Source organism: Streptomyces sp. TE5632 (assembly GCF_054061295.1).
This window is the reverse complement of sequence record NZ_JBSSEA010000001.1, coordinates 176761-200031: the sequence shown is the minus strand read 5'-3', so window position 1 is coordinate 200031 and position 23271 is coordinate 176761. Positions and strand designations below refer to the sequence as shown.

General features: G+C 69.8%; 24 protein-coding genes and 4 pseudogenes. 24 read left to right on the top strand and 4 right to left on the bottom strand.

Features of this window, described 5'->3' with window-relative positions; all coding sequences use genetic code 11:
- The first annotated feature begins 3 nt into the window (after positions 1-3).
- From ACVW19_RS00975 to ACVW19_RS00880, 20 genes and pseudogenes are all read left to right on the top strand, one after another.
- On the top strand, positions 4-324 hold the full coding sequence (locus ACVW19_RS00975; protein WP_457455621.1) for a hypothetical protein: 321 nt from the start codon (positions 4-6) through the stop codon (positions 322-324).
- A gap of 3 nt (positions 325-327) precedes the next feature.
- Positions 328-852 carry a hypothetical protein gene (locus ACVW19_RS00970; RefSeq protein WP_457455619.1) on the top strand — a complete coding sequence of 175 codons (525 nt, stop codon included), beginning with the start codon at positions 328-330 and terminating at the stop codon, positions 850-852.
- A gap of 144 nt (positions 853-996) precedes the next feature.
- Positions 997-1920: a peptidoglycan recognition protein family protein gene (locus ACVW19_RS00965; protein WP_457455617.1), complete on the top strand. Its 924-nt coding sequence runs from the start codon at positions 997-999 to the stop codon at positions 1918-1920.
- A 12-nt stretch (positions 1921-1932) separates the two neighbouring features.
- The gene (locus ACVW19_RS00960) at positions 1933-2169 is read left to right on the top strand and encodes a holin (protein WP_457455616.1); all 237 of its coding nucleotides are present in this window, start codon (positions 1933-1935) and stop codon (positions 2167-2169) included.
- 4 nt (positions 2170-2173) lie between these two features.
- Positions 2174-2566 (top strand): hypothetical protein, encoded by a 393-nt coding sequence (locus ACVW19_RS00955; RefSeq protein ID WP_457455614.1) that lies wholly within the window; start codon positions 2174-2176, stop codon positions 2564-2566.
- Between the two features lie 79 nt (positions 2567-2645).
- Positions 2646-3059 carry a hypothetical protein gene (locus ACVW19_RS00950; RefSeq protein ID WP_457455613.1) on the top strand — a complete coding sequence of 138 codons (414 nt, stop codon included), beginning with the start codon at positions 2646-2648 and terminating at the stop codon, positions 3057-3059.
- Positions 3053-3379, top strand: a complete 327-nt coding sequence (locus ACVW19_RS00945; protein WP_457455611.1) for a hypothetical protein — start codon at positions 3053-3055, stop codon at positions 3377-3379. Before ACVW19_RS00950 ends, ACVW19_RS00945 begins: the two co-directional genes overlap by 7 nt.
- An 864-nt stretch (positions 3380-4243) precedes the next feature.
- Positions 4244-5491 carry a helix-turn-helix domain-containing protein gene (locus tag ACVW19_RS00940; RefSeq protein WP_457455609.1) on the top strand — a complete coding sequence of 416 codons (1248 nt, stop codon included), beginning with the start codon at positions 4244-4246 and terminating at the stop codon, positions 5489-5491.
- Between the two features lie 140 nt (positions 5492-5631).
- Entirely contained in the window at positions 5632-5817 is a 186-nt protein-coding gene (locus ACVW19_RS00935; protein WP_457455607.1) for a hypothetical protein, read from the top strand.
- Complete coding sequence (locus tag ACVW19_RS00930; RefSeq protein ID WP_457455605.1) at positions 5814-6353, top strand: hypothetical protein; 540 nt, start codon at positions 5814-5816, stop codon at positions 6351-6353. The genes ACVW19_RS00935 and ACVW19_RS00930 overlap by 4 nt, the downstream gene beginning before the upstream one ends.
- Before the next feature lie 266 nt (positions 6354-6619).
- Positions 6620-7303: a hypothetical protein gene (locus ACVW19_RS00925; RefSeq protein ID WP_457455604.1), complete on the top strand. Its 684-nt coding sequence runs from the start codon at positions 6620-6622 to the stop codon at positions 7301-7303.
- 388 nt (positions 7304-7691) lie between these two features.
- Positions 7692-8936 carry a TfuA-like protein gene (locus ACVW19_RS00920; protein WP_457455602.1) on the top strand — a complete coding sequence of 415 codons (1245 nt, stop codon included), beginning with the start codon at positions 7692-7694 and terminating at the stop codon, positions 8934-8936.
- A gap of 4 nt (positions 8937-8940) precedes the next feature.
- A complete protein-coding gene (locus ACVW19_RS00915; protein WP_457455600.1) occupies positions 8941-10071 on the top strand; it encodes a YcaO-like family protein in 1131 nt (376 codons plus the stop codon).
- The gene (locus ACVW19_RS00910; RefSeq protein WP_457455598.1) at positions 10068-10949 is read left to right on the top strand and encodes a class I SAM-dependent methyltransferase; all 882 of its coding nucleotides are present in this window, start codon (positions 10068-10070) and stop codon (positions 10947-10949) included. The genes ACVW19_RS00915 and ACVW19_RS00910 overlap by 4 nt, the downstream gene beginning before the upstream one ends.
- Positions 10946-11956, top strand: a complete 1011-nt coding sequence (locus ACVW19_RS00905) for an NAD(P)H-dependent glycerol-3-phosphate dehydrogenase (RefSeq protein ID WP_457455597.1) — start codon at positions 10946-10948, stop codon at positions 11954-11956. The genes ACVW19_RS00910 and ACVW19_RS00905 overlap by 4 nt, the downstream gene beginning before the upstream one ends.
- Positions 11957-12025: 69 nt before the next feature.
- Positions 12026-12382 (top strand): hypothetical protein, encoded by a 357-nt coding sequence (locus tag ACVW19_RS00900; RefSeq protein ID WP_457455595.1) that lies wholly within the window; start codon positions 12026-12028, stop codon positions 12380-12382.
- Positions 12369-13223, top strand: coding sequence for a hypothetical protein (locus ACVW19_RS00895; protein ID WP_457455594.1), 855 nt, complete (start codon positions 12369-12371; stop codon positions 13221-13223). Before ACVW19_RS00900 ends, ACVW19_RS00895 begins: the two co-directional genes overlap by 14 nt.
- Before the next feature lie 150 nt (positions 13224-13373).
- The gene (locus ACVW19_RS00890; RefSeq protein ID WP_457455593.1) at positions 13374-14504 is read left to right on the top strand and encodes a hypothetical protein; all 1131 of its coding nucleotides are present in this window, start codon (positions 13374-13376) and stop codon (positions 14502-14504) included.
- A 144-nt stretch (positions 14505-14648) separates the two neighbouring features.
- The gene (locus ACVW19_RS00885) at positions 14649-15515 is read left to right on the top strand and encodes a GNAT family N-acetyltransferase (protein ID WP_457455591.1); all 867 of its coding nucleotides are present in this window, start codon (positions 14649-14651) and stop codon (positions 15513-15515) included.
- Between the two features lie 74 nt (positions 15516-15589).
- A pseudogene (locus ACVW19_RS00880) lies at positions 15590-15771 on the top strand (NAD(P)H-dependent glycerol-3-phosphate dehydrogenase); the annotation flags it as partial.
- A gap of 471 nt (positions 15772-16242) precedes the next feature.
- Here ACVW19_RS00880 and ACVW19_RS00875 read toward each other — a convergent pair.
- Both ACVW19_RS00875 and ACVW19_RS00870 read right to left on the bottom strand, forming a co-directional pair.
- Positions 16243-16848: pseudogene (locus ACVW19_RS00875) on the bottom strand (ISAs1 family transposase); the annotation flags it as partial.
- 10 nt (positions 16849-16858) lie between these two features.
- Positions 16859-17119, bottom strand: a complete 261-nt coding sequence (locus tag ACVW19_RS00870) for a hypothetical protein (protein WP_457455590.1) — start codon at positions 17117-17119, stop codon at positions 16859-16861.
- 659 nt (positions 17120-17778) lie between these two features.
- Here ACVW19_RS00870 and ACVW19_RS00865 point away from each other — a divergent pair.
- Positions 17779-18750 (top strand): hypothetical protein, encoded by a 972-nt coding sequence (locus ACVW19_RS00865; protein WP_457455588.1) that lies wholly within the window; start codon positions 17779-17781, stop codon positions 18748-18750.
- Between the two features lie 686 nt (positions 18751-19436).
- Here ACVW19_RS00865 and ACVW19_RS00860 read toward each other — a convergent pair.
- Positions 19437-19680 (bottom strand): annotated as a pseudogene (locus ACVW19_RS00860) (ISAs1 family transposase); the annotation flags it as partial.
- Positions 19681-19739: 59 nt separating this feature from the next.
- Between ACVW19_RS00860 and ACVW19_RS00855 the strand changes: the two are divergent.
- On the top strand, positions 19740-19928 hold the full coding sequence (locus tag ACVW19_RS00855) for a hypothetical protein (RefSeq protein ID WP_457455586.1): 189 nt from the start codon (positions 19740-19742) through the stop codon (positions 19926-19928).
- A gap of 50 nt (positions 19929-19978) precedes the next feature.
- On the opposite strand, the gene ACVW19_RS00850 is transcribed toward ACVW19_RS00855, so the two are convergent.
- On the bottom strand, positions 19979-20968 hold the full coding sequence (locus ACVW19_RS00850) for a tyrosine-type recombinase/integrase (protein WP_457456042.1): 990 nt from the start codon (positions 20966-20968) through the stop codon (positions 19979-19981).
- A gap of 254 nt (positions 20969-21222) precedes the next feature.
- On the opposite strand from ACVW19_RS00850, the gene ACVW19_RS00845 reads away from it, so the two are divergent.
- Positions 21223-22599: an IS1380 family transposase gene (locus ACVW19_RS00845; RefSeq protein ID WP_457455584.1), complete on the top strand. Its 1377-nt coding sequence runs from the start codon at positions 21223-21225 to the stop codon at positions 22597-22599.
- A 251-nt stretch (positions 22600-22850) separates the two neighbouring features.
- Positions 22851-23123 (top strand): annotated as a pseudogene (locus ACVW19_RS00840) (NAD(P)H-dependent glycerol-3-phosphate dehydrogenase); the annotation flags it as partial.
- Positions 23124-23271 lie beyond the last annotated feature (148 nt).

Below are 23271 nucleotides of genomic sequence, written 5' to 3'. Positions count from 1 at the left end.
GGCATGGACGCTATGACGATCGCCGGAGCCCGCCCCATCGGGGAGCTGGCTGACCTGTACGTCCTCTACGAGGACGGCACGGCAGGGCATCTGCAGGTCCTCGCGGGCAGCGAGCCGACGCTGAGCCGGCCGGGCCGCTTCGTCACCCTCGACGAGTACAGCGAGCGGCTCCAGGAGCTGCACGACGGGACGGCCGCTCACGTCACCGAGCTGGAGGCCGAGGACGAAGCCCGCCGCGCGGCCGACTACGAGGCGCTGATCGCCGCCGGGGTGGCGCACGGGAGCGCGCGGCGCATGGCGGGCTACCACGACGGGCAGCGCTGACCCATGCCAGGAACGAATGGAAGTGCCGCGCCCGGAGTTCAGGTCTGCTCGCTCAAGGTGGAGACCCCGCAGCTCATCGCGCCAGGCACCACGTACAAGATCGTCAGGTTCCCATTCGGGGCGGCGGAGCCGACGGACCGCTTCCAAATGCACCAGACCGTGCAGCCCGACGGGTACGTGGTGAGCAACTGGGCGGCCGACGACCGTAGCGGGCTGATCTGGCCGTCCGTGGCAGGTTGGGGCCATCTGCACGCCATGATCCAGTGGGAGGCCGCCAGCGGCACGGGCGGCTACACCGAGCTGCGCGACCAGTACGTTCGCGATCCGCTCGGCCTGACTCCCAGCCCCAACAACACCACGGCGACGGAGCACCGCACGCCGACGCCGGGCGGCCAGTTCTACGTCAAGGGGCACGGAATCTTCGTCGACCCGGGGATGCCGCTCGCGCTGCGCGTCACGCACAACGACGCGCAGCCGCGCCTGCTGACCCTCGCCGAGTTCAAACTCGTCATCCATCACGCCGAATAGCGGCCGAACGCGGGCGGATAGACTCCAGACTGCTGCTGGTTGTGGGCCGGGCGAGAACTCCTCCGAACGGAGTGACCCCATGGCCGTCACCTTCCAGCCGAGCATCAGCCGCGCTGTTCGCCGCCACTGGCCGGAGCGGGTCTGATGGCGCCCCCACTGACGGCGGCTCAGTTCGCCGCAGCGCTGAGGGCGGAGGGCCTGGTCGTCGTCGAGCACGACGGCTGGGAGGAGCACAGCCGCAACCATGCAGGCCCGTGGGGCCCGCTCCATGGCGTGATGATCCATCACACCGTGACGCGGGGCCCCCAGCTCACCGTCGATCTCTGCCGGGACGGGTACACGGGCCTGCCCGGACCGCTGTGCCACGGCGTGATCACGAAGGACGGGCGGGTGCACCTGATCGGGTATGGGCGCACCAACCATGCCGGACTGGGCGACGGCGACGTGCTGCGCGCGGTCATCGCCGAGACGAGCCTGCCAGCCGACGACGAGAGCAACACCGACGGGAACCGGCATTTCTACGGGTTCGAGTGCGAGAACCTGGGCGATGGCCTGGACCCTTGGCCGGCCGTCCAGCTGGAGGCGATCGAGCGGGCCGCCGCCGCGGTGTGCCGACAGCACGGCTGGAACGAAAGATCGGTGGTCGGGCATCTGGAGTGGCAGCCCGGCAAGAGTGATCCGCGCGGCTTCACCATGGCGGACATGCGGTCGCGGATCGGCGTCCGCCTCGGAGGCGCCACGCCCGGCGCTTCGCTGCCTGCGCCGAGGCGCCCCAAGGTGAGCTTGTCCCGGCTGAGGGAGGCGGCGCGCACCAACCCGGGCATGCCTGGCACGCCGGTCACTTACGACGGGGTGCGGGTCTGGGAGGCGGCCCTGGTCGACGAGGGTTTGCTGGCCAAGGTGCGGTTGGACGGCCACTTCGGTACGGACACCCAGGAGGCCACCTCCCGGTGGCAGGAGCGGTGTGGGTTCCGTGGCCGCAAGCCAGGACAGCCGGCCGACGGCATCCCCGGCTCGGCCTCGGCCGGGCTGCTCGCGGCCAAGCACGGTTTCGACGTCATCGCGTGAAAGGGACTCATCATGGCTAACGGCCCGATCGAGACGAAGGTCAAGGCTGCGACGGCTGCGGCGTACCTCGGGGCGTCCGGTCTCCTCGGCGCCCTCGCGGCACTGCAGGACAACGTACGGCTGGTGGAATGGATGCCGGACAGTCTCGCCCCGTTCGTGCTCGCCCTGGTCCCCGCCGCGATCGCCGCGGGGACCGGCTGGAAGGCCCGGCACACACCGCGCCCGGACCTCGACCAGAGCGGCAGGTGACCGGATGGATGTGAGCACGGGCGTCCCGGCACTCGACGCGGCCCTGCTGTGGGGCGGCGCCGTCTCGATCATCGTGGGCGGTGGCGCTGCCCTGTGGCGGGCGGCGCGGGCGATAACGCACCTGCTGCGGCGCACCTCCCAGTTCCTCGATGACTGGTACGGGGAAGCGGCTCGCCCAGGAGTTCCGGAGCGGCCGGGCATGATGGAGCGGGTTGCCGGGATGGAGGAACGCCTCGGCCACGTCTGGCACGAGGTCTACCCGAACAACGGCGACTCGCTGAGGGACGCTGTCGACCGGGCGAACGAGCGACTGGTCCGGCTCTGCCCCGACGTCGACCAGGTCTTCCCGCAGACGCCCGCCCCGCCTGACCCGCTGGACGGGCCAGCCGGCCCGTGATCGGACGCCCGCCCTCCCACGCTAGGGCGGGCGTTTCTGGTTTGTGGCATTCTGTCCCGTCGCACGAGACGGAGGGCCTGTGACTGTCGACACCGACCTGGATGCTTTGGTCGCTGAACTGCGGCGGTCGCCGCGCGAGGACTTCGAGGGGATGGAGGCAGCCCGCCGCGCGGCCGAGGCCGCGCCGCCGCCGGAGCCGACGATCATTCCGGTGCCGGAGCTCCCGCCCCTGTGGCCGCACCCGCGCAGCGGCATCGTCCGCTTCTCGTGCGCCTTCGGCTGCGGGTGGGCGCACGAGGAGAACGCCTACGAGTGCGACCGGGAACCGATCCGTCTCCCGCTGGGCGGCAGCATGGACGACGTCGACCGGGTCCTCACCGAGCGCGCGGAGCGGCAGGGGGTCGCGCTGCGGGAACGGGTCGAGGCCGGGATCCGGGGGCACTTCGCCGAGGCGCATCCCGGGCAGGAGCCGCCGGAGAGGAGTGCATGGTGAGGCCCTACAGCCAGGCGAACCGGCGGCCGTACCCGTGTCCGGTGCGCGCCCTGCACCAGGTCGAGCGGGCGTTGCGGGTGCCGGAGTGCCCGGCGTGCGGGCATCCGGTGCGCGTCCACGCCGTCGAGGGCGGGCAGCGGGTGTGCACGCGCGGCTACGGGCTGGTGTCGTGCAGCTCCTGCGCGCACAACCAGGCGGCCCTGTCGAGGCTCGGGCAGGTGGCGATGGAAGGCGTGCTGGCCGGCATGCGGCAGGCGTCCCGCTACGTTCCCCACGACTTGCAGTCCGCTCAGCCTGTCGTCCTCCCGCCGGACGGGTAGGGCGGTACGGTAAAGGCGTCCACGTGATGGTGTCTTACTCGAACGCCCCGCCCAGTTTCCGGGTGGGGCGTCCGTGTTCATGCGGCCGGTTCGACGTCGTCTGGGGTTGCCTCCGCCCATAGGGCAAGGAGTCGCTCGTACTCGGCAGTGCGGTTCCGGTCGGCGGGCATGGCCATGAGGCGCCGGATGGCGTCGTTGAGGTCGCCCCTCGTCGGGCAGCATGCAGCGCCCGTCTGGCGGGGGAGGTCGGACATGCTGCAACGGTATGTGACGGGACGGACACCGATCGCACAACGTTCTAATCTTTGTTCGAGGTGGTGAGAAGTTGCTGCCGGAACAGGAAGATCATGACGATTGCACCCCCACCCACCGAGGACGACCCGTCGGTGGCGATGTGCTCCAGCGACCAGGTAGGCCGATGCACGGTGTGCCATCGACGCACGCACCGGTACGGGCGCGGCGGGAACCCACTGTGCTCGTACTGCTTCACCGCCCAGGCGGCCAAATGGGGTTCCATCGTGAAGCACACGCGACTGTAGGCGCCCTGCCTGTGGCCGGCGGGTCAGCCCCGTGGGTACTGCCCACCGGGGGCCGCTACCGGGACTGATCAGCCCGGCGACGTATGGTCGGTGGTGTCCATTGCTGAATGCTGCTCAGCAGTGGAGGACCTTGAGCGGGCGCCCCGCCGGACGGAACCCACCGGCGGGGCGCCCGTGCGTCAGGCGGCGGCCTGGCGGTCGCGCTCCTGGCAGTTCGGGCCGACGTCGACAGCCGGACACGTCAACGCCCCGTGTGCTCGGGGGAGTCACGGGGCGTCAACACGAGTACCGTTTTGAGTGTCGAGGTCAAAACGGAGGCTCCAGTATGGCGCACAACTCCAGCCCGTTGGCAGAGGCCGTTCGTGCCCACCGCCGGACGGCCGGTATGAGTCAGGAACAACTTGCGGCGGAGTCCGATCTCTCGGTCGGCACTATCAGGAAGATTGAGCAGGGCGGTCAGGCCCGGGTGGACACCTTGCACCAGATCGCCCGCGCACTGGGCATTGAGACATCCAGCCTCTTCGCGCCGGGATCACCGCTCCCGGTGGAGGAGGACAGCACCAATCGTCAGGTCCTCGCGCAGCTTAGGCGGGCGCTCATGCCGCCGGTGGGGATCTCCTCGGAGACGCTGGCCGACCCCGGCCAAGCCGAGGGCCTGCCGGAGATCCGTCGGCGGATTGAGGACTCCCTAGAGCTCTACAACGCGGACCGGTATGAGTCCGTGGCCCGGGCGCTGCCCGGGCTCCTGCGCACGGCGGAGGCGGCGACGGTGGCGGCCGAGGAGGAGGAGCGTCGGGAGGCCGTCCTCGTGCGGGCTCACGCCCTCCTCCTGGCCGGGAAGTACCTCACGCAGGTGAGGCAGTACGACATGGCGTATCAGGCCCTCGTGGACGGTATCCGCCTGGCGCGGGAGCTGGACGAGACGCTGACCGCGACCACCGGTGTAACCGGGCTCTGCTGGCTGTTCCTCCGTCAGGACCGGTTCGACGAGGCCGCCAACCTGGCAGCCACGACGGCGGAGCAGATCGAACCACGGTTCTCCACCGCGTCCGCAGGGCAGTTGGCGGCGTGGGGGGAGCTCTGCCTCCGTATCGCGTCCGCTGCGGTGCGCAACAACCGGCCGGACGACGCCGCGGAGGCCAGGAGGATGGCGGCCACCGCGGCGTCCGCCGTGGGCCATGAGCACGCGGACTACCGCACCCACTGGGGCCGGTTCGGGCCCGTCACGGCGGAGCTCAAGACGGTGGAGGACCTGTCCCTGGCCGGGGACGCCCACGGTGTGCTCCGGCGCGCGGACGACGGCCTCCTCTCCCGGCAGGCGCTGCGGAAGGTCGGCCGGCCCTCCAATATCAACTGGAACAGGCACCGGCTGGACGTCGCCCGGGCGCACGTCCTCCTCGGCTCCACGCAGGACGCCATGGACGAGCTGGTCCGTATCAAGGGGACCACCGGGACGTGGATGCAGCACCAGCCCATGGCCCGGTACGTCATGGAAAGCATCCTCAAAACGCGGAAGCGCACGCTCACCAGGGAGATGCGGGGGATGGCGGTCCACCTCAACGTCCACGCCTGACGCACCGCCAGAAGTGCTACGGAGCGTGGTAGTTCGCTGACAGTCTGCGGCGAACTGCCACGCTCCTTGTGTGGTCCGCGCCACACCCCGGCCGTACGGTCCAGGTACCCATTACGAGACCTACGCCAGGGACACGAGTCATGCGTAGAACTACCGCCGACCGGCAACGGCGCCGCGCGCTGGTGGACACCTCGGTGACCGCCACCACGCCCGTGACGGGGCCCGGCCCGATCCTTCCGTATCCGCTCACTCCGCCCCGCCTCCCCGTCCTCCAGGGCCAGGCCGAGACCAGGCGCCCGGCGCCGGAGCTGGAGGTGGGCGCATGAGCACACACGAGGTGAACGCCCCGGCCGTGAAGGAGACCGCGGTGGTGGCGCTCCTGGAGCGACAACTTGCGGCCGCCCGCTGGCTCCTCGGCGCCGCCGAGGACCGGGACCTGGCCCGCACGCAGTGGGAGAAGGCCGACGGCGTGGCGCTCCTGGCGTGCGGCGGCACCCTCGGCGCCGTACGGGTTCCGGCCTGCCTGGTGTGGGCGGCGGCCGGGACGGAGGACCTGGAGGAGGTGGACGCCTTCCTCCGCCGGTGGTTCATCCGCGGCGCGGTGTTCATGGACCTCCACTCCCTCCTGTACTACGTCCTGGTGCCCGGGGTGACCGCCGCGGAGTGGACGGACGGGGGGTTCCCTGGGGTCGAATGCCTCGGCCGGGACCACTACCTGGGCGTGCCTGCGGTCCGTCTCACGGAGGCGCGCGGGCGCTCGTACTGGTGCGTCCCCATGGACGGCCCCGGTGACCTCTGTTACGTGGGCGAGGTCCTGCAGCTCCTCAAGCAAGGGCAGGCGGCCCGCCAGAAGACGCCGTGAGGCCGGACAGCCCGGTGGGGCAGGTCCTCTACGCCGTGGCCCTGGCCGCCCTCATGGGCGCCCTGGTGGTCGGCATCGCCTCCCGGTAGCCCGACCCCGCATCAGGACCGGCACGGCCGCCCTGTACCCCGGCGGCCGTGCCCTCCAGCCCGCCCCCGACCCGATGCCCCTCCCGGGCCGCGGGTGGCCCCATGGCCCGGCACACCCACCCCTCAACTCCGGGTGTGCCGGGTCTCCAACCCCGTCCACGCACAGGAAGGCTCATCGTGCTCCCTTCGGCCCCGCCTGGCGTCGTCCCGTACGTCACCGCGCGCAGCGAGGAACGGCTCCTGCCGTGCCCGCTCATCCGCCGCCGCGTGGGGGACGGGATCGCGTACACGGACGAGACAGCGCACGACCGGGACAGCTTCGGTGTCCCGTGGGTGAGGCCCCAGCTCCTCCCCAAGCGCCGGCGCGGGGAGCCGCGACTCAAGGACATCCACCCGTACCGGCAGCGCCGGGCGATGGATCACATGCTGTGCCAGGTCTGCGCCCGCGCGCCAGAGGACCCGGACGGGCCGCAACTCTTCCTCTTGCGGGACACCAACGGCCCGATCCGGGAGGAGGAGCGGACCGCGTCCCCACCCGTGTGCGTGCCGTGTGCGGGTATCGCCGTCCAGGAGTGCCACGCCCTCCGGGGCGGCCGGTGGGTGGCGGCGTGGGCGAGGCACGCACCGGCGTGGGGCGTGTACGGCACGATCCATGACCCGGTGTCCCTCCAGCCGCTCCCCGGCCGGTACATGGAGCTGGTGGAGTACGGCTCCCCCCTGGCGGCCTGGACGATGGCGGCGCGCCTGGTGGTCGAGCTCCACGGTGTGACGCCGGCCGACCTGGAGCAGGAGTGGGCGGCCCTCGGGCGGGACCGCCTGGAGGAGGAATTCGCGCGGGTCGCGGAGCGAATAGCCGCCTGACCCTATAGACCCCCGCCCCGGGGTCGGCTTCACGCCGAGACCGGAGGTTCAAGGCGGGCCGGACGTCCTCACCTATCAGGGGCGCCCATGCTGGCCCTGGGGCGGGTTTTTGGAGGCCGGACAGCGCGGCAGGCCAGCCCTGTACGTGACCGTCCTCCGTGTCCTATCACTCATCCCCATCGGGAGGAATCCATGCAGTCCAACACTCCGAACACCTCGGCGGCGCCGCAGGACGGCGACGAGCTCACCAGGCCCGTGGTGGTCGCCGTGGACGTGGAGGACGAGGAGTAACCGCTCCTCAAGTGTGACCGGGCGTCCCTCCCCTCGGGCCTTGAAGGGGCCGAGGGGAGGGACGCCACCCTCGCTCCAGTGACCTCTAAGGGGCTTCATGATTCACGTGTTCGTCGGGCCGACGCTGCCACGGTCCGAACCGGTGCTGACCGCGCCGGGTGTCCGGGTGTGGCCGCCGGTGGCGCATGGCGATCTTTTCCAGGCGGCCATCCGTAAGGGCGACACGGCGGTGATCATCGACGGGGTGTATCACCAGGCGCCTGCGCTGCGGCATAAGGAGATTCTGGCCGCGATGGGCCGGGGAGTCCGGGTGATCGGGGCGGCGAGCATCGGCGCGCTACGGGCGGCCGAGCTGGCGCCGTTCGGGATGCTCGGGGTCGGCAGCGTCTTCACGGCCTACGCCCGTGGAGACATCGACGGTGACGACGAGGTGGCGGTCGGGCAGGCACCTGACGGCGAGTGGGCCGCGCTGTCCTGGCCGTTGGTCAACCTCCGGCACGTCGTGCAGCTTGCCCAGTTGGCCGGGCTGCTCGACGGCGAGAGGGCCTCCGCCCTGCTGGCTGATCTCCGCGCGGTCTACTACCCGCAGCGCACCACGGGCGCTGTGCACGCCGTCTGCCGCCACCGTGGTGAGCACGAGTTCGCCGGGTGGCTGGCCGAGCAACGGGAGCGCGATCCGGGCTTTGGCGACGTCAAGCGCGCCGATGCTCTCGCCGCTGTGCGCACCGCCCTGGACGGCTGGACGCCCCGGGCAGGGGCCCGGCTTGCGCCTGGCACCTGGGAGTCGCCCTACTTCTGGCAGTGGTCCAACGCGTTCGCCTGCAGCCGTATCGACGGGCGAACGCTGTTCACACGGGATCGCCTCCTCTATCAGCAGGTGTGCGGCCCGGCGTTCCCGGAGACGTGGATGGCCTACCTGACGTGTCGCTCCCTGCTTCCGCCTGGCGGAGGCCGCGGCCGGCCGCTGGAGGAGCGACTGGCCGAGATCACCGGGGACCTGGCCGCTCATCAGGTGTTCCACCCGACGCTGGATTTACGGGATGAGACGGCCGTGAGCCTGCTGTTGGCCGACGAGACCCGCGAGGACCAGCAAGCGGTCGCCCGGTACGCCGATGCCCTCACTGCCGCCAGCCGGAGCCGGCCCGGGTTCTCCACCGCGGCGGTACGTGACGACCTCACGCTCCGGATGCTCCTGGAAGCGTGGCGGTGCCCTGAGGACCGTCTCGACGAGGAGGCATCCGCCCGTGGGCTGGTCTGCGCGGCGCGCGCCGTGCAGGCGGCGAAACGGATGGTGCCCGGATTCCTAGCCGAGCAGAAGGAGGCGGCCCACAGTGTGCGGTGACGGCTTGGTGGAGCTGCCGGGCACGGTACGCGCTCGGTCCCCTGAGGAGACGTGGCAATTAGTGGCCGGGCGGCTGCCCGCGTTCGGTATCACCCGGGTCGCCCGGCTGACCGGCCTGGACTGCATCGGGTTGCCGGTGTGGACGGCGATCCGGCCCGCCTCCCGGACCCTGAGCACATCCCAGGGCAAGGGCGCCACAGACCTCCTTGCGCGGCTGTCGGCCGTGCTGGAGGCGATCGAGTTGTGGCACGTGGAACAGCCACTCCCCATCGTGGCGTACGGCCCGGCGGAGGAGGTGGCCCCCGGCTGCCCGGTGGCCGCGCTGCCGCTGACCGTCCCCTACGAGGAGCGCGCCCTTGCCCGGGTGGTGTGGGAATGGACACCCGGCACCGGCCTGGTGAGCGGGGCGAAAACGCTCCTGCCCGTGGACCTGGTCCGCCGGCGGGCGCAGCGCCCCGAGTGGTGCCCGGATCTCCTGCGCGCGACCAGTACCGGCCTGGCCTGCGGCAACACGAGGGGCGAGGCACTGTTGCACGCCTTGCTCGAGGTCGTGGAGCGGGACGTCCTCTACCGGGACGGGCAGTCCGGCGGGCAGCAGCGGACGCTGATCGACCCCAGGACGGTCGAGGACCCCTACGGCCGGGAGATCGTCGACCGGCTGACGGCCGCGGGGATGGCGGTGGAACTGGCCCTCGTTGACGGCCCGTACGGGCTGCCGGTGTGCCTGGCCTACCTGTGGTCGGAGGACCTCCCGGTCGTGTTCGCTGGTGGAGGCTGCCACATCACCCCGGTCATCGCGATGACCCGGGCGGTGACCGAGGCCGCCCAGTCGCGGCTGACGGCCATCGCCGGGACCCGGGACGACCTCGCCAGCGATCCCGCCCCGCTCGACGCCCTGTCCTTCCGCCCGGCACGGGCCGAGGGGCTTGCCCCGTGGCCGGAGGCGACGGCCCGGTTCTCCTCGGTACGAGGAGGCTTCGCCGACCAAGCCGGGCAGGTGGCGCGGCTGGTCGAGGACGTCACCGGTCATGAGCCGGTGGCCCTGGACCTGTCCGACGAGGGCGATCCCATCCACGCCGTCCAGGTGATTTGTCCCGGCACCCACTCGCGGATCAGGAGGGCGATGCCCCGATGACACACCCCACCACCACACACGACACCGCGCCGCCTGTGTCCACGGCCGCCGCCCAGTTCGACGCGTTCCACGCCGCACGGGCGCGCACCACGCTGGTCGCCAGCCTCTACGCCGCGGCGCTCGGGGAGGACTACCCGGCAGAGGTCGCCGCCTCCAGCTCCTGTGACTGGCCCCTCCTCGGGCTGATGACGGCCCGGCTGCGGATGCGGCCCGGTCAGCTCCTCGTGGACGCGGGATGTGGCACCGGCGGCATCGGGCTGTGGCTGGCCCGGGCCCTCTCCGCCCGCCTGCTCGGCTTCGACCTCTCGAGCGTCGCCGTCGCTCAGGCCAGCGGCCGCAGCGGGCAGTTCCTCCCCACCGGGCGGGCCGCCTTCCGCGTCGCTGGGCTGGAGGCCACTGGGCTACCGGACGGCTGCGCTCACGGCGTGGTCTGCGTGGATGCCCTCAGCCGCGCTGCGGACCGGGGCCAGGCCGTGCGTGAACTCGGCCGGATCCTGGCGCCCGGCGCCCGGCTGGTCCTCACCCGGGCCCTGCGGCGCGGGGCCGAACCCGTCTGGGAGGAGCAGGCCCGCGCCGCCGGGCTCATCGTGGAACACGTCGACGAGCGGCCCGACGAGCCCGAGATGTGGGGACGGCTCTACCGGCAGTGGATCAGCCACGCCGACGAGCTACGGCGCGACCTCGGCGACGTCCAGGCGGAGCGCATGCTCGGCGAGGCCCACCGGATACTGCCCGCGCTCCCCGGCCGCCGCGCGGTCCTCCTGACCCTCCGACGGCCCGCAACCTCACCGGCCGAGCCCGGCGCGATCGATATGATGACCCGGCCCGGTCGGCGCCCCGACGACGGCCCCGCCCCCAGTGAGAGGACCACCCGATGAGCCAGCCCCGCGCCCGTGCGGCGGTGTTCTCGGCCGGCTCCTGGGGCACCGCCGTCGCCAAGATCATGGCCGACGCCGGCACCGACGTGATCGTGCACGCCCGCCGCAGCGAGATCGCCGACGCGATCAACACCCGCCGCCGCAACCCGGGCTACTTCCCAGATGTCGACCTGCCCGCCTGCCTGACCGCGACGACCGATCCGGCTGCAGCGCTGGAGGGCGCCGACTACGTCGTGCTGTCCATCCCCGCCCAGTCCCTGCGGGCCAACCTTGCTGACTGGGCACCGCACATCCCCAGCCATGCCGTGATCGTGTCGCTGATGAAGGGCATCGAGACGGACACCGGGCGGCGAGCGAGCCAGGTCATCGCGCAGGTGACCGGCGTTCCCGCCGACCGGATCGCGGTGCTGTCCGGGCCGAACCTCGCACGCGAGATCATGGAAGGCCAGCCCGCCGCCGCGACCATCGCCTGCCCCGACGAGGACGCCGCGCGCCGCTTCCAGAAGGCCTGTCACGCCTCGTACTTCCGCCCGTACACCAGCACCGACGTGATCGGCTGCGAGATGGGTGGTGCGGTGAAGAACGTCATCGCCCTCGCGGTCGGTATCGCCGTCGGCATGGGCTTGGGCGACAACGCCACCGCGGTGCTCATCACCCGCGGCCTGGCGGAGACCACCCGCCTCGCGGTCCGCATGGGCGCCCACCCCGCAACGCTGGCCGGGCTCTCCGGCCTGGGCGACCTGGTGGCCACCTGCTCGTCCCCGCTGTCCCGGAACCGCACCTTCGGCACCCGCCTCGGTCAGGGCATGACCATCGCGGAGGCGACGGCCGCCACCCGGCAGACCACCGAGGGCGTGAAGTCCGCCACCGCGATCCTCGACCTGGCCCACGTCCACGATGTGGAGATGCCGATCACCGAGGTGATGGCCGCCCTGCTGCAAGAGAAGATCAGCCTCGACGAGGCGGCGGCCGCGCTGATGCAGCGGCCTCCCAAGCCTGAGCGCTGACCCCGGAGCGGCCCCGCCTGCGGGCCACTCGCCCACACCTTCACCCTCCCTGTTCTCGGAGGCTTCCTCATGCACGGTTTCGTGCTGCCCGCTGTCCAGGCCGCCGTCACGGTCGCCCTGGTCGTGTGGATGGTCACCGGCTTTACACCTCTACCCGGCCGCTGGATGCGCTGGAAGATGTTCTGCCGGGCCACGTTCACGATCATCACGCTCACCGGTACCACCAAGGACGGCCGTACCGAGCCGGTGAACGTCTACGACTGGTTGTCTCCGGGCTCGTTCATCCTCGGCCCGCCGCAGCTCCAGACGATCGTCAACCACCTAGTGGCGTCCGGCCGTTACGCCAGGGTCGACGGCCACGGCCGCGTGCTGTCCGCGCACGGCGAGCAGTCCGTCGAGGTCAGGAACAGCCGTGTGGTTCTTTGACGCCCTCGCCTCCGGGTTTCAGCACCCCACCGACCCCGCGCGCTTGCAGGCCTTCCGGATCGTGTTCGGGGCCGTGATCACCGCGAGGTTCGCGCTCTCCTTCAGTCAAGGCGGCTGGGACCGCCTCGCCCCCGGCTCGCTCAGTGCCCACGTGGCCGAACAGCGCTTCGGCCCGGCGCGTGCCCGGCTGCTGGTCGCGGTCTACCGGCCTGCGCTGATCGTCCGCACCGCCGCGGCTGTCGCCCTGGCCGTCGGCGTCGCCCCCCGCCTGGCGCTGCTGCTGGTCCTGGCCGGGGCCGCGATGGAGTTGCTCTACCTCAAGAGCCCGAACGCCGTCCGTTACACCCTGCTCACGGGTGCCTGCCTGCTGCTCGCCGGGGACCTCGGCACCGGCCTGCACATCGCGCATGGCTCCAGCACGGCGAACACGTGGGCGCAGGTCCTCATGGTCGTGGTCACCACGGACATCTATTGGAACTCTGCTTGGCAGAAACTCCGGTCCCCGCAGTTCCGCAGCGGGCTGTACCTCGCGCAGTGGGTGCACGTCTACAGCCAGGTGCGCGAGCGGCTCCCCTACCGCCGCCAGTACGCCGTCCCCGGCATCGTCCGCCGCTACATGGGCAACCTCACCGACCGCGACGTCCGCCTGTGGCGGCTCGTCTCGGCCGTCGTCATCGCCTTGGAGATCGCACTACCGCCGGCGCTGCTCGTTGAGCAGACGATGCCGTACGCCGTCGCCGCCGGCATCGGGATGCACGTCGCCTTTACGTGCCTGAAGCCTCGTCAACTCATCACGTTCTCAGGCCTCACAGTCGGCACGTACCTGGGCTTCGCTGCATGAGGCGCGGCACCCGTGAGTGAACGGCAGTGGCCCCGGCTTCCGCGGGTGGGAAGAGACCCGGCAGTGGGAGGCCGCCCATGCCAAGCTGCGCGCCGCGTATCCGGCGGTGCGTGGCGTCCCGTTGCAACCGATTCCCGGAAGGAATGGATCATGGCTGCTCACGCCGTACGCCTGGAGAGCGCCGGCACGTCCGTGACCGTCGTCTCGCCCGAGCGGGCCGTCACCGACTGGTCGGCCCGGTACTTCGGCTCGTGGTGGAAGGCGGCCGAGGTGCCGGCGGAGGGTGTCTGCGCCGGGCCCCTGGTCACCGCGACCGTGGACGGCGACCGGTACGACGACGTGTCGTTCGCGGTGACGCAGGCCCCCCACACGAGCACCGCCTACGCGCGGGCTCAGCTCCTCGTCGCCCGTGATGTTTCCTCGGGTGTCATCCGGGCCGTCGGGCCGGAGCAGGGCCTCGCCTACCGGTCCGAGCCGGGCACGGGACGGCTGGACGTCATCGGTCGCGACACCGAGGGCGTCGCCACGGCGACCGCGCGCCTGGCCCGCGAGGTGATGCGCGGTCAGCTACTGAGGGACGGGTGGGCGGTGCTGCACGCCTCGGCTGTCGTTACCGAGGACGGCCGCACCGTGTTGACGTTCGGCAGCAAGGGCGCGGGGAAGACGACCACGGCGCTCGCCCTGGTGGCCCGTCACGGGCTCGGGCTGCTCGCGAACGACCGCGTGTTCGTCCGGTCCAACGACCGCGGCGGGGTGGATGTCCTGCCGTGGCCGGCGGCCGCCGCGGTCGGTCTCGGGCTGCTGGAGGAACTCGGCTGGTTCGGGATCGCCCGCGCAGGGCTGGAGTGCGGCGACGCGCTCCACCCGACGCAGGATGAGCGAGTAACTCAGGCGCTCCTCGCGGGGGACCGCACGCCGTTGTGGGAGCGCGGTAAGGAGCTGAAGGCGCAGGTGTTCCCGCACCAGTTCACGAGCTGGTTCGAGGTGCCCCTGGCGACCGAGGGCGAGGCCGCGGCCCTGGTGTTCCCCCGCATCGAGGCCGACGCGGTCCCGGCCGAGGAGGACACCGGCCGCACCCTGGGCGAGGCGGACTTCATGAGCGGGGCGACCGAGGACCGGTACCCGGACGTGTTCGGTCTGGTGGGGGTGGACGGGGGCGGGGCCGAGGCGTCCCGCCGGGAGGTCGCCCGGCGGCTGGCCGCGCTGCCTCACCACGGTGTGGTCCTCGGCCACGACATCGGCGCAAATGCCGAGTTCCTGGCCAAGATGCTCGGGCTCTGACCCGCTGAAGGGGAGGGCCCGCCCGCCGGGCCCTCCCGAGGCGGGCAGCCGCCTTCCGGTTCCTGACGGGCGGGTGACACCGCAGGCCCCGGCGAGTTCGCGCCGGGGCCTGCGGCGTGTGCGCGGCGTGGGTAGCGTGCGGCCATGCACTTCCGCTGGGACTGGATCGAGCCCGTGATGCCCGTGCCGTACGTGCCGACCCTCGGCCCCGTCTACCCGGACAGCCCGCTCCCCGACCTCTTCCATGCGGCGCTGGAGGCCGCCGGCACGGGCGGCTTCCTCCCGTACGACAAGGACCGCCGCTGGTCGTCCAGGAAGGAGGAGCGCGTCCTGGTTGACGCCGTCGAGCACGGCCCGGACCGGACCCTTGTCCCCACGCTGGTGGAGCGCGGCGCCGGCATGGTCAAGGTCCACGTGTACGGGGCGGCCCGCGGCAGTCTGTCCGCGGGCGCGGACCTGGCGCGGAAGCTCGCGGCCACGCACGGCGCAGGGAGGGTGCGGATCGTGTGGTTCCTCGACGCGGAGCAGCCGGAGGCGTACGTCCGGGGCGGGACCCGCGTCCAGCTCAAGGAGTTCACCGGGCCGGAGGCAGGGCCGGAGGTGCCGGTCCAGGAGTACGCGCACCTGCCCGAGGATGCCGGGTTCGCCGTGTTCGCGGAGACGATGGCCGCGGGCGGCTTCCTGTTCCTGTACGGGCACCTGCGGGCCGGGACGGTAGGGCCCGTGCTCACCGTGCTGCATGACGGCCGGGTGGCCGGCGCTATCGGCCCCATGGAGAAAATGCCCGACCACGGGGGTCGGGCGCGGCTGCTGCCGCAGTACTTCGGCGTGCTGCCGGAGCACCGCGGGCACGGCTATGGGCGGGCCCTGTGGCGCGCGGCGATGCGGTGGGGGCATGAGCACGGCGCGGCGTACCAACTCCTGCAGACCGAGGTGGGAGGAGCCTCGGATCGGCTGTGCATCGCGGAAGGACTGTCGTCTCTGGGGTTCGTCAACCAGGCCGACGTGTGAGCCCGGGTGATCATTTGGAAGACGTCGGGCGGGCTTCCCGGGCCCGGCCGCCCCCCTGACGAAAGGACCCCGCAGTGAGCCAGCACCATTCCGTCCGTGCGGCAGTGTTCTCGGCCGGGTCCTGGGGCACCGCCGTGGGGAAGATCATGGCGGACGCCGGCACGAGCGTGATCATCATGCCCGGCGCCGTGAGATCGCAGACGCGATCAACTCGACGCACGTGAATCCTGGGTACTTCCCGGACGTCGAGCTGCCCGCCGCCGACGTTATCTAGTGTTGTCAAGTATCTACGCAGATGAGCGAGCTGAAGAGCTGTAAGGCAAGTTAGGCATGTGCGAGAGGTCGGTGCGCCGCCACCTCACCCAGCCGCCCCGCACGCGACCCCATCTCGTCGAACCCGGCACGAAGGCCATCAAGACCTCACCTATACGCCTACGTTCCAGCAGCCGCAGACCATCCGTCTCGCCCCGTCGCCCTGCGTTGACACCTACTGCGGCAGAGCGTGGCTGCGCGCGACTACAGGCAGCACCCAGGGCTTCGGCGTAGTCGATAGATGCCAGTCTCGTGATCATGTGAGGCCGAGGAGCGTGAGGGGGCGTTCGGGCCGGCGTGCGTTGCGGCGCAGGTCGGCGGCAATGTTCGTGGTTCCGGTCAGCCGGAGCGCGCCGATGGCGAGGTTGCGGAAGCCGGCCATGGCCCAGGGCGCGTTGCCGGTCCGCAGATGGAAGGCGTCCTCGGCGAACGTGGTGTCCCTGACGTGGTGCAGGGCCTCGACTGCCCAGTGGTCACGTACGAGTTGGGCGATCTCGCGGGGTCCGGCCTGCTCGGCGCCGAGGCTCGTGGCGGCGGTCACGGTCTTGATCGTGATCTTCCCGGTCTTGCGGTCGGTACGTCGACGCCGGATCTGAATGGCCTGCCGGGCGCCGGGGAGGAGCAGGTTGCTCACGGTGGCGACCTTGATGCGGCGAATCTCGCCGCGTCCGTGCCCCTGCTCCTTCGTCCGCCCTTGCAGCGGGATCTCCTTCCACCGCAGGGACTTCACCTGCTTGCGGAGAGCCTTCCGGTTGCCCTTGACGATCACGATGTAGTGGGCGTCGCGTCCGAGGAGGTAGGTGGCGTGGTCGACCTGCGTGTGCAGGGCATCGCTGGTGACCACGACTCCCGCGAGATCGGTGACCGTGTCCAGCCGCGGCTGGAAGCAGGTGATCTCGTTCGTCTTCTCACCCACGTCTCGCTGGGCCAGGACCAAGACGGTGGTGTGGTCGCGGGCGGCCAGCAGATGGATCTTCCTGCCCTTGGCCTTCGCCGCACCCCGCAGGCTCTTTCCGTCCACGGCCAGCCTCTCAACTGCGACTTCTTCGCTGGTGGTGGGCGGCGGTCGGTGAGCCAGCGCCCCAGTGCGGCGTCGAGTGCGTCGCCGTCGACGCGGGCCAGCAGGCGTCGCACCGTGGATTCCGCGGGCAGAGATCGGCGTGGATTGAGTGGATCGGAGCGGACTCCGAGTCGTTCCAGTAGTGAGGCGGGGAGTCCGTGATCCACTCGCCGACGGTCAGGAGCGAGGTCGCGCCGGTCAGCACCGCGCACGCGGTCAGCGAGAGCACCACCGCAAGGCCGTGGTGGAGACGGCGAGGATCCCGCGGGTCCGGGACGCCGGCCAGGCGTTCCAGGAGGCCCGGAACCTCCGCAGGAGTGATCGCATCCTGCTGTCTCAGCTCAACTGGTCAAGGGCGGGCGGGATCGGCGGGCGGGATCGGCGATGATGCGTCGGCAGGCACGGTCTTCCTGGTGGATCGCGGAACGTGGAGAACTCCATGATCTTGGATGGCCGTGCCTGTCCTGCTGTCGACTCCGCGACGAGGTGTCGAACCGCCGTAAACCAGACGGTAGTCGACTACGCCGAAGCCCTGCCCGGGGCCTGTTTATCGACTGCGCCCAGCAGATCAAGCCATTGGCTCGAAATGGAACACCGGTCAGCCGGTTTTGCGTTCTGCTGGAAATCGCTATCGAGAAACCTCAGATCTTCCTCAAGTGTGAACGCGAACACTGTACAGGTGGGCATGATTCTTCGTACGATCACATCGCTCCCGAAGAGAGCAATACCCATTCGGGAGAGATTCATGGTGCGACCAATTGTCGGTTACTATACCCGGGGGGGTCTGTGAAATTCTCGATTCGAGGTTCGCTCGTCTCATCCGCTGCGCTTTCACTAGTCGTGGCAGGCATGTCCGCAGGTACGTCAGCTCAGGCGGCCGAGGTGGAACCGATGGCCGGCGAGGTTTTGATTTCGGCGGAAAACTCTACCGACCTAACAATGACCGTCGCCGCAGAGGCGGAGCTGACACAGTTCATCGACCGGAACAGCGCCGACCTGGCTGCCACAACGGCTCGAAGCACCACTGACGAACTCAAGAAGAAGTATCGCGTATACAGGGTGGATCTGGAGAAAATCGAGCAGGCATTGGGGGGTTCCGGCGCTTGCGAAAACGACACCGAAACGCTCGTCCTGCCGGGAAATGCGATGAAGATTAGATATGCCGCAAATGAAGATCTGGATCAGCAGCCCGCGGACCCAGAGGTCGCGAAAACACAAGTGACTGCGGAGGCGGATTGCGAACCGAACCTCCTATGGGACGAGCCGACGTACGGGACCGATGCCGAGCAGGACGACCCGCCCCAGGAAGGGGCATCCGTCCGAGCCGCCACTCGCCCGTACGCACAGATGATCGCGGGTGATTGCTTCACCCGAAAGAAGCAGTACAAGGACTTCGCTGGCAACTCCTACTATACCAGCTGGAACGACAGCTGCTACAAGAATTACGTAGAAAGATACGACGGAAATCCGGATTGGAATTACTACTCCAAGTTCGCGAAGAGTACCTGCGACGGACGTGGGTCGTGGCGCCTCCAGTCCTGTGGGCATGGAGTGAAGAGAAACACGAGCGGCCCTACCGTGCGTTGGCTAGACTGGGCACCAAATGCAAGTCAGGATCGAAACGACTGCCGCGCACGGAGTGCCTCTGTGTCGCTAAAAAATGTCTCGGTTAGTCAAAGCTTTGACGTGTGCGAGAAGCAGCTCATTTACAAGTATGCCGAAGCCGGTAAGATGAGCAGTTACTGGAAGGGGACCGCAACGTCCACCCGTGGAACTGCGCACCAGGTTTCTGTATATGTGGGTCAGAATTCTGGGCGCCCGAAGTGGACTCACTGGATCAACTCTAACGCAAACCCGGTTTAAACCCCGTCGGCCTAGCCGCCAATCTGAGGTGAGGGATGATTCGACCCAGGTACAAAACGGCAGCGGTTGCCGCGCTTCTAGCCTTTCTTGCAGTCGGGTGCTCAGGTTCAAACGGCTCGCCGTCGGCAGCTAAAAAGAGTGCTGGATCGCGAGTGGTCACTGAAGAACAGGCGCGGCAGGTGCTCCAGAGCGTTTCTGCCCAAGCCCCAGCGAGCAGTGCTCACGAGTTCTGTGGGAAGTTCTCGCTGCAGCGTCAGGCGTGTGAAGACGCGTGGGAAGAGTCGGTCCGGGGTCGCTGCCTTGAGCCACAAGGTGCGCCACGAGTTGTCCGCAGTGCTGTTGTTCCGCACACCAAGACTACGGATGGTGGGCGCGTTCTCCTGGTTAAAGGGAAAACGGCCGGCGGGCAAAAGTACGTATCAGAGTTCCTCGTGACTGCACCGAGCGGTAAGCCGGTGGCCTCCCTGGGGGTCTTCTGGTCCGGTTGGGGTCTTGGTGACTCGCCGCTGGGCGAGGGCAATAAGCTGCTGCCCAAGTCTGAGTGCAGGTAGCTCTCCCCGCGGTGCTGTCCCGTGAGCGCGGGTTTGAGCCCAAGTACCCAAACCCGCGCTACCACGACCCGGTGCGCACCGTCCTGTAGAGCCTGGGCGCAGGGCCCCGGGGAGAATCCCGTTCGCCCGTTTTGATCATGGAATGCCGTGCAGGTTGAGGGTGGCGTTGGGGCTGGTGTGAGCGCGTCGGCCGCTGGCGATGTTGGTCCAGCCGGCCCGGTCGAGGGCCGCGGGTCAGGTCGCGCAAGGCGCTCATGACGGCCGGGGTGTGGTGACGTCGGACCTGGCTGGCGTCCTCGGCGAAGGTGACGTTCTTGGTCCACTGGACGGTGCTCTCGATGATCCAGTGGCCGCGGGCCCAGGAAGCGATCCCGGCGGCCGGATGCGGGTGAGCGCGTCGCAGGCGGCCACACCGCACCGGTAGACGGCCGTGCCCGCGTGATCGACATCGCCGCTGAACAGGTGTACCTCGGCGTCCCATTCGCCCATTCGCCAGGCCGGCTCGATCCGCTCGCGCAGCCAGGCCGTCCACTCGATCAGGACCTTCGGCGGCAGACCGTCTGCCGCACGTTCAGCGTCCCGTCGCGGCTGGTGGAGCGGGACGACGTTGTCGGACACCGTCACTGACGGGCTTCCTTCCTCTTGGCGGCCACCCGCTTGACGGCGTCGCGCTTGTCCTAGTCGGTTGCGTGGGTGTAGGGGTCCATTGACTGCGGTGACTGATGCCCGGCCATGTTCTGGCACACGTCCCGGGGCACCTTGTTGCGGACCCACCGCGTGATCGCCGAGTGCCGCAGCATGTGCGGGCGGGCACGGAACCCGGCGCGGGCCGCGAGCCGTTTGAACAGCTCATACGTGCTCGGGTACTTCATCGGCTCGCCCAGCGGGGCGCGGAACAGGTTCACGAACACCATGTCGCAGCCCTCCGCCTCCGGTACCGCGTCGCGCTCGTAGCGGTAGGCGGCGTACAGCTCCACGGTCTCGGCCTCCACCGGAATCCACCGCGGGTAATGCGACTTGGCATAGGCGTTGTTGCTGTTCAGGCGGCGCCGCACATGCACGTGCGGACCCTCGACGCGGCAGCCCAGCGAGGTCGAGTCGGGCAGGAAGTGCATGTCCTCGCGCCGCAGGCCCAGCCCCTCGCCGATCCGCATGCCGGTTACCGCCAGCAGGGCCACCAGGAACCGGTCGCGGGCGTGCGTCGTGCAGTCGAGGACCTTCTCGATCTGCTCGTCGGACAGCCACTCGTAACCCGGCACCGCCACGCGGTACTTGATCCTCCGGGCCTGGATCGTACGGTGCTGCCCGTCCTCGTCCTGATCGAACCCGGGCGGGGTGTAGTGCAGGAACTTAGGCTGCACGAGCGTGCTCACCACGGTCTGCGGCACCCAGCCCTGAAGCGCGGACCACGTCAGGAACTCCCCGACCGTGCCCATGATCTTGTTGGCCGTGCCCTTGTCGCGAAAGCGTGGCTCGGGGTTCGGGCGGCGTCCCTTCGGCGGCAGCTGCTCATCCACCAACCACCGCATGGTCGCCATGAGTTGAGCCAGGCTAGGGCTAGCCCAGTCGACCCCGTTCTCGGTGCAGTACGACAGGTACAGGGCGATCTGGCCCGCGTACGTGCGCTGGGTGTTGTACGCGCGGTCGTCGCTCCTGAGCCCCGCCAGCCACGCGCACGCCTCGGTGTGCAGTTCGAAGGACTCGTCGACCACGACCCAGTACGTAGAACCATCCCCCGATATGGCCCGCTCGGCTCGGTAGTGCCGGTACAGGACAGCAGACGTAGCCAACGTGCCTAACCTCGCGCTTTCACGAGGTGGCGTGTCCGAGGCTTGATCAAATAAGCGGAGAGTGCTCCTGACCTGTAACGATGGGACTTGTCTAGGGTCCTTTTGGCTGCACGGGAAGAAGCACTCTCCAGGTGAGGAAGCGTATCGGGTCCTACCCGCGTGTCCGTATCGAGGGCGGCGGCCGGGCGGTGATCTCCCTGGCTGGGGGCGTGCTGCTGGTCGAGACCGTCCGCAAGGCCGGTTTGGACACCGCGATATCGGCGGCGCTGACGCCGTGGCGGAAGCCGCGGGCCGTCCACGATCCGGGGAAGATGCTGCTGGACGTCGCGCTGGCGGTCGCGCTGGGCGGGGACTGCCTTGCCGATGTGGGCATGCTGCGGGCCGAGCCGGCCGTGTTCGGGCCGGTGGCCTCCGACCCGACGGTCTCCCGCCTGATCGACACCCTCGCCTCTTCCGGCGACCGAGCTCTGCAGGCCGTCCGGGCCGCGCGGGCCGAAGCACGCGAACGAGTCTGGCGGTTGGCCGAGCGGGAAGCGCCCGATGCCGACGGGACGGTGACCGTCGATCTCGGCGGGGTGCTGGTGATCGCGCACTCCGACAAGGAGGATGCGGCCCCGACCTGGAAGCGGACCTGGGGCCACCACCCGCTGATGGGGTTCGTCGATCACGGGCCGGGCGGCACCGGAGAGCCGATGGCAGCCCTGCTCAGGCCCGGGAACGCGGGCTCGAACACCGCCACCGACCACATCACCGCCGCCCAACTGGCCCTGGCACAACTGCCGAAGAAGTACCGTCGCGGACGTCAGACCCTGATCCGCACCGATTCCGCGGGTGGCACCCACGACTTCGTCGCCTGGCTCGCCCGGCGGGGACGGTGGCTGTCCTACTCGGTCGGCATGGTGATCACCGACGCGATCCACCAGCATGTGCTGCAGGTTCCTGGATTGGCCTGGACGCCGGCCGCCGAGGCGGACGGCGAGATCCGCGACGGCGCCTGGGTGGCCGAACTCACCGGCGACGTCCTTCACGGCTGGCCCAAGGGGATGCGGCTGATCGTCAGGAAGGAAAGACCGCATCCCGGGGCCCAGTTGCGGCTCACGGACGCGGACGGCATGCGTCTGACCTGCTTCGCCACCAACACATCGGGCCGGCCGATCGCCGAACTCGAGCTGCGTCACCGGCTGCGGGCGAGGGCCGAGGACCGCATCCGGGCCGCCCGGGCCACCGGCCTGCGCAACCTGCCCCTGCACCGCACCGCCCAGAACCGGATCTGGCTGGAGATCGTGCAGATCGCGCTCGACCTGCTGGCCTGGATGCCGATGCTCGCCCTGACCGGCAAGGCCCGGCTCTGGGAACCCCGCCGACTACGGCTCCGGCTGTTCAGCGCGGCCGGACAGCTCGTCACCACCGGCCGCCGGCGAATCCTCCGCCTGGCCCGGCACTGGCCCTTCACCAGCCACATCACCACCGCACTCAACCGGCTCGCACTCCTGCTGGACCCCGGCTGACCAGCGGACCTTCACCCGTCCCGACGAGAGAACCCTCCAGCCGGAGCAGTGGAACCCGGCGTCCACCCGAGACGACACTCGGGCCCTCAACCTGCCCCGCCTCAGTCCACGGCACGAAGACGAGCCACCGACTTCGTCGGCGGCTCGTCACGAAACTTCGAGGCTAACATCCCTTGGATACCTGTGAGGCAAGTACAGAACTACCCTACTTGCCTTACATGCCTGACGTCATTTAGGAACCCAAGATAATCCTGGCCGCGACGACCGACCCGGCCGCCGCGCTCGCGGGCGTGGACTTCCTGGTGCTGTCCATCCCTGCGCAAACCCTGCGCACCAACCTTGCCACGTGGGCACCGCACATCGGGCCCGACACCGTGATCGTGTCGCTGATGAAGGGCATCGAGCAGGGCAGCCACCTGCGGGTGAGCCAGATCATCACCGAGGCGACCGGAGTGAGCGCGGGCCGGATCGCGGTGCTGTCCCCGGATCCGAGCAGACGCCCGAGCGCCGCAAGTCTGGCAGCAGCGTTGCACGAGGACCCTGAGAGGTGAGGTTCCCTGCCCCGGCCGTCCGTTCACTGGCGGAAAGCCGGGGCCGTTGGCGTGTTGGTGCAACAGCCGGGGGCCCGGGGGGCCTTCTTCTGGTCAACTTGGCGGCCGGTGCTGGCTCGCA

What these genes read in the sequence shown, in the direction of transcription:
- ACVW19_RS00975 (WP_457455621.1), top strand. Translation starts at nt 4, where the DNA reads ATGGACGCTATGACGATCGCCGGAGCCCGCCCCATCGGGGAGCTGGCT.
- ACVW19_RS00970 (WP_457455619.1), top strand. Translation starts at nt 328, where the DNA reads ATGCCAGGAACGAATGGAAGTGCCGCGCCCGGAGTTCAGGTCTGCTCG.
- ACVW19_RS00965 (WP_457455617.1), top strand. Translation starts at nt 997, where the DNA reads ATGGCGCCCCCACTGACGGCGGCTCAGTTCGCCGCAGCGCTGAGGGCG.
- ACVW19_RS00960 (WP_457455616.1), top strand. Translation starts at nt 1,933, where the DNA reads ATGGCTAACGGCCCGATCGAGACGAAGGTCAAGGCTGCGACGGCTGCG.
- ACVW19_RS00955 (WP_457455614.1), top strand. Translation starts at nt 2,174, where the DNA reads ATGGATGTGAGCACGGGCGTCCCGGCACTCGACGCGGCCCTGCTGTGG.
- ACVW19_RS00945 (WP_457455611.1), top strand. Translation starts at nt 3,053, where the DNA reads ATGGTGAGGCCCTACAGCCAGGCGAACCGGCGGCCGTACCCGTGTCCG.
- ACVW19_RS00940 (WP_457455609.1), top strand. Translation starts at nt 4,244, where the DNA reads ATGGCGCACAACTCCAGCCCGTTGGCAGAGGCCGTTCGTGCCCACCGC.
- ACVW19_RS00935 (WP_457455607.1), top strand. Translation starts at nt 5,632, where the DNA reads ATGCGTAGAACTACCGCCGACCGGCAACGGCGCCGCGCGCTGGTGGAC.
- ACVW19_RS00930 (WP_457455605.1), top strand. Translation starts at nt 5,814, where the DNA reads ATGAGCACACACGAGGTGAACGCCCCGGCCGTGAAGGAGACCGCGGTG.
- ACVW19_RS00920 (WP_457455602.1), top strand. Translation starts at nt 7,692, where the DNA reads ATGATTCACGTGTTCGTCGGGCCGACGCTGCCACGGTCCGAACCGGTG.
- ACVW19_RS00910 (WP_457455598.1), top strand. Translation starts at nt 10,068, where the DNA reads ATGACACACCCCACCACCACACACGACACCGCGCCGCCTGTGTCCACG.
- ACVW19_RS00905 (WP_457455597.1), top strand. Translation starts at nt 10,946, where the DNA reads ATGAGCCAGCCCCGCGCCCGTGCGGCGGTGTTCTCGGCCGGCTCCTGG.
- ACVW19_RS00900 (WP_457455595.1), top strand. Translation starts at nt 12,026, where the DNA reads ATGCACGGTTTCGTGCTGCCCGCTGTCCAGGCCGCCGTCACGGTCGCC.
- ACVW19_RS00890 (WP_457455593.1), top strand. Translation starts at nt 13,374, where the DNA reads ATGGCTGCTCACGCCGTACGCCTGGAGAGCGCCGGCACGTCCGTGACC.
- ACVW19_RS00885 (WP_457455591.1), top strand. Translation starts at nt 14,649, where the DNA reads ATGCACTTCCGCTGGGACTGGATCGAGCCCGTGATGCCCGTGCCGTAC.
- ACVW19_RS00865 (WP_457455588.1), top strand. Translation starts at nt 17,779, where the DNA reads ATGGCCGGCGAGGTTTTGATTTCGGCGGAAAACTCTACCGACCTAACA.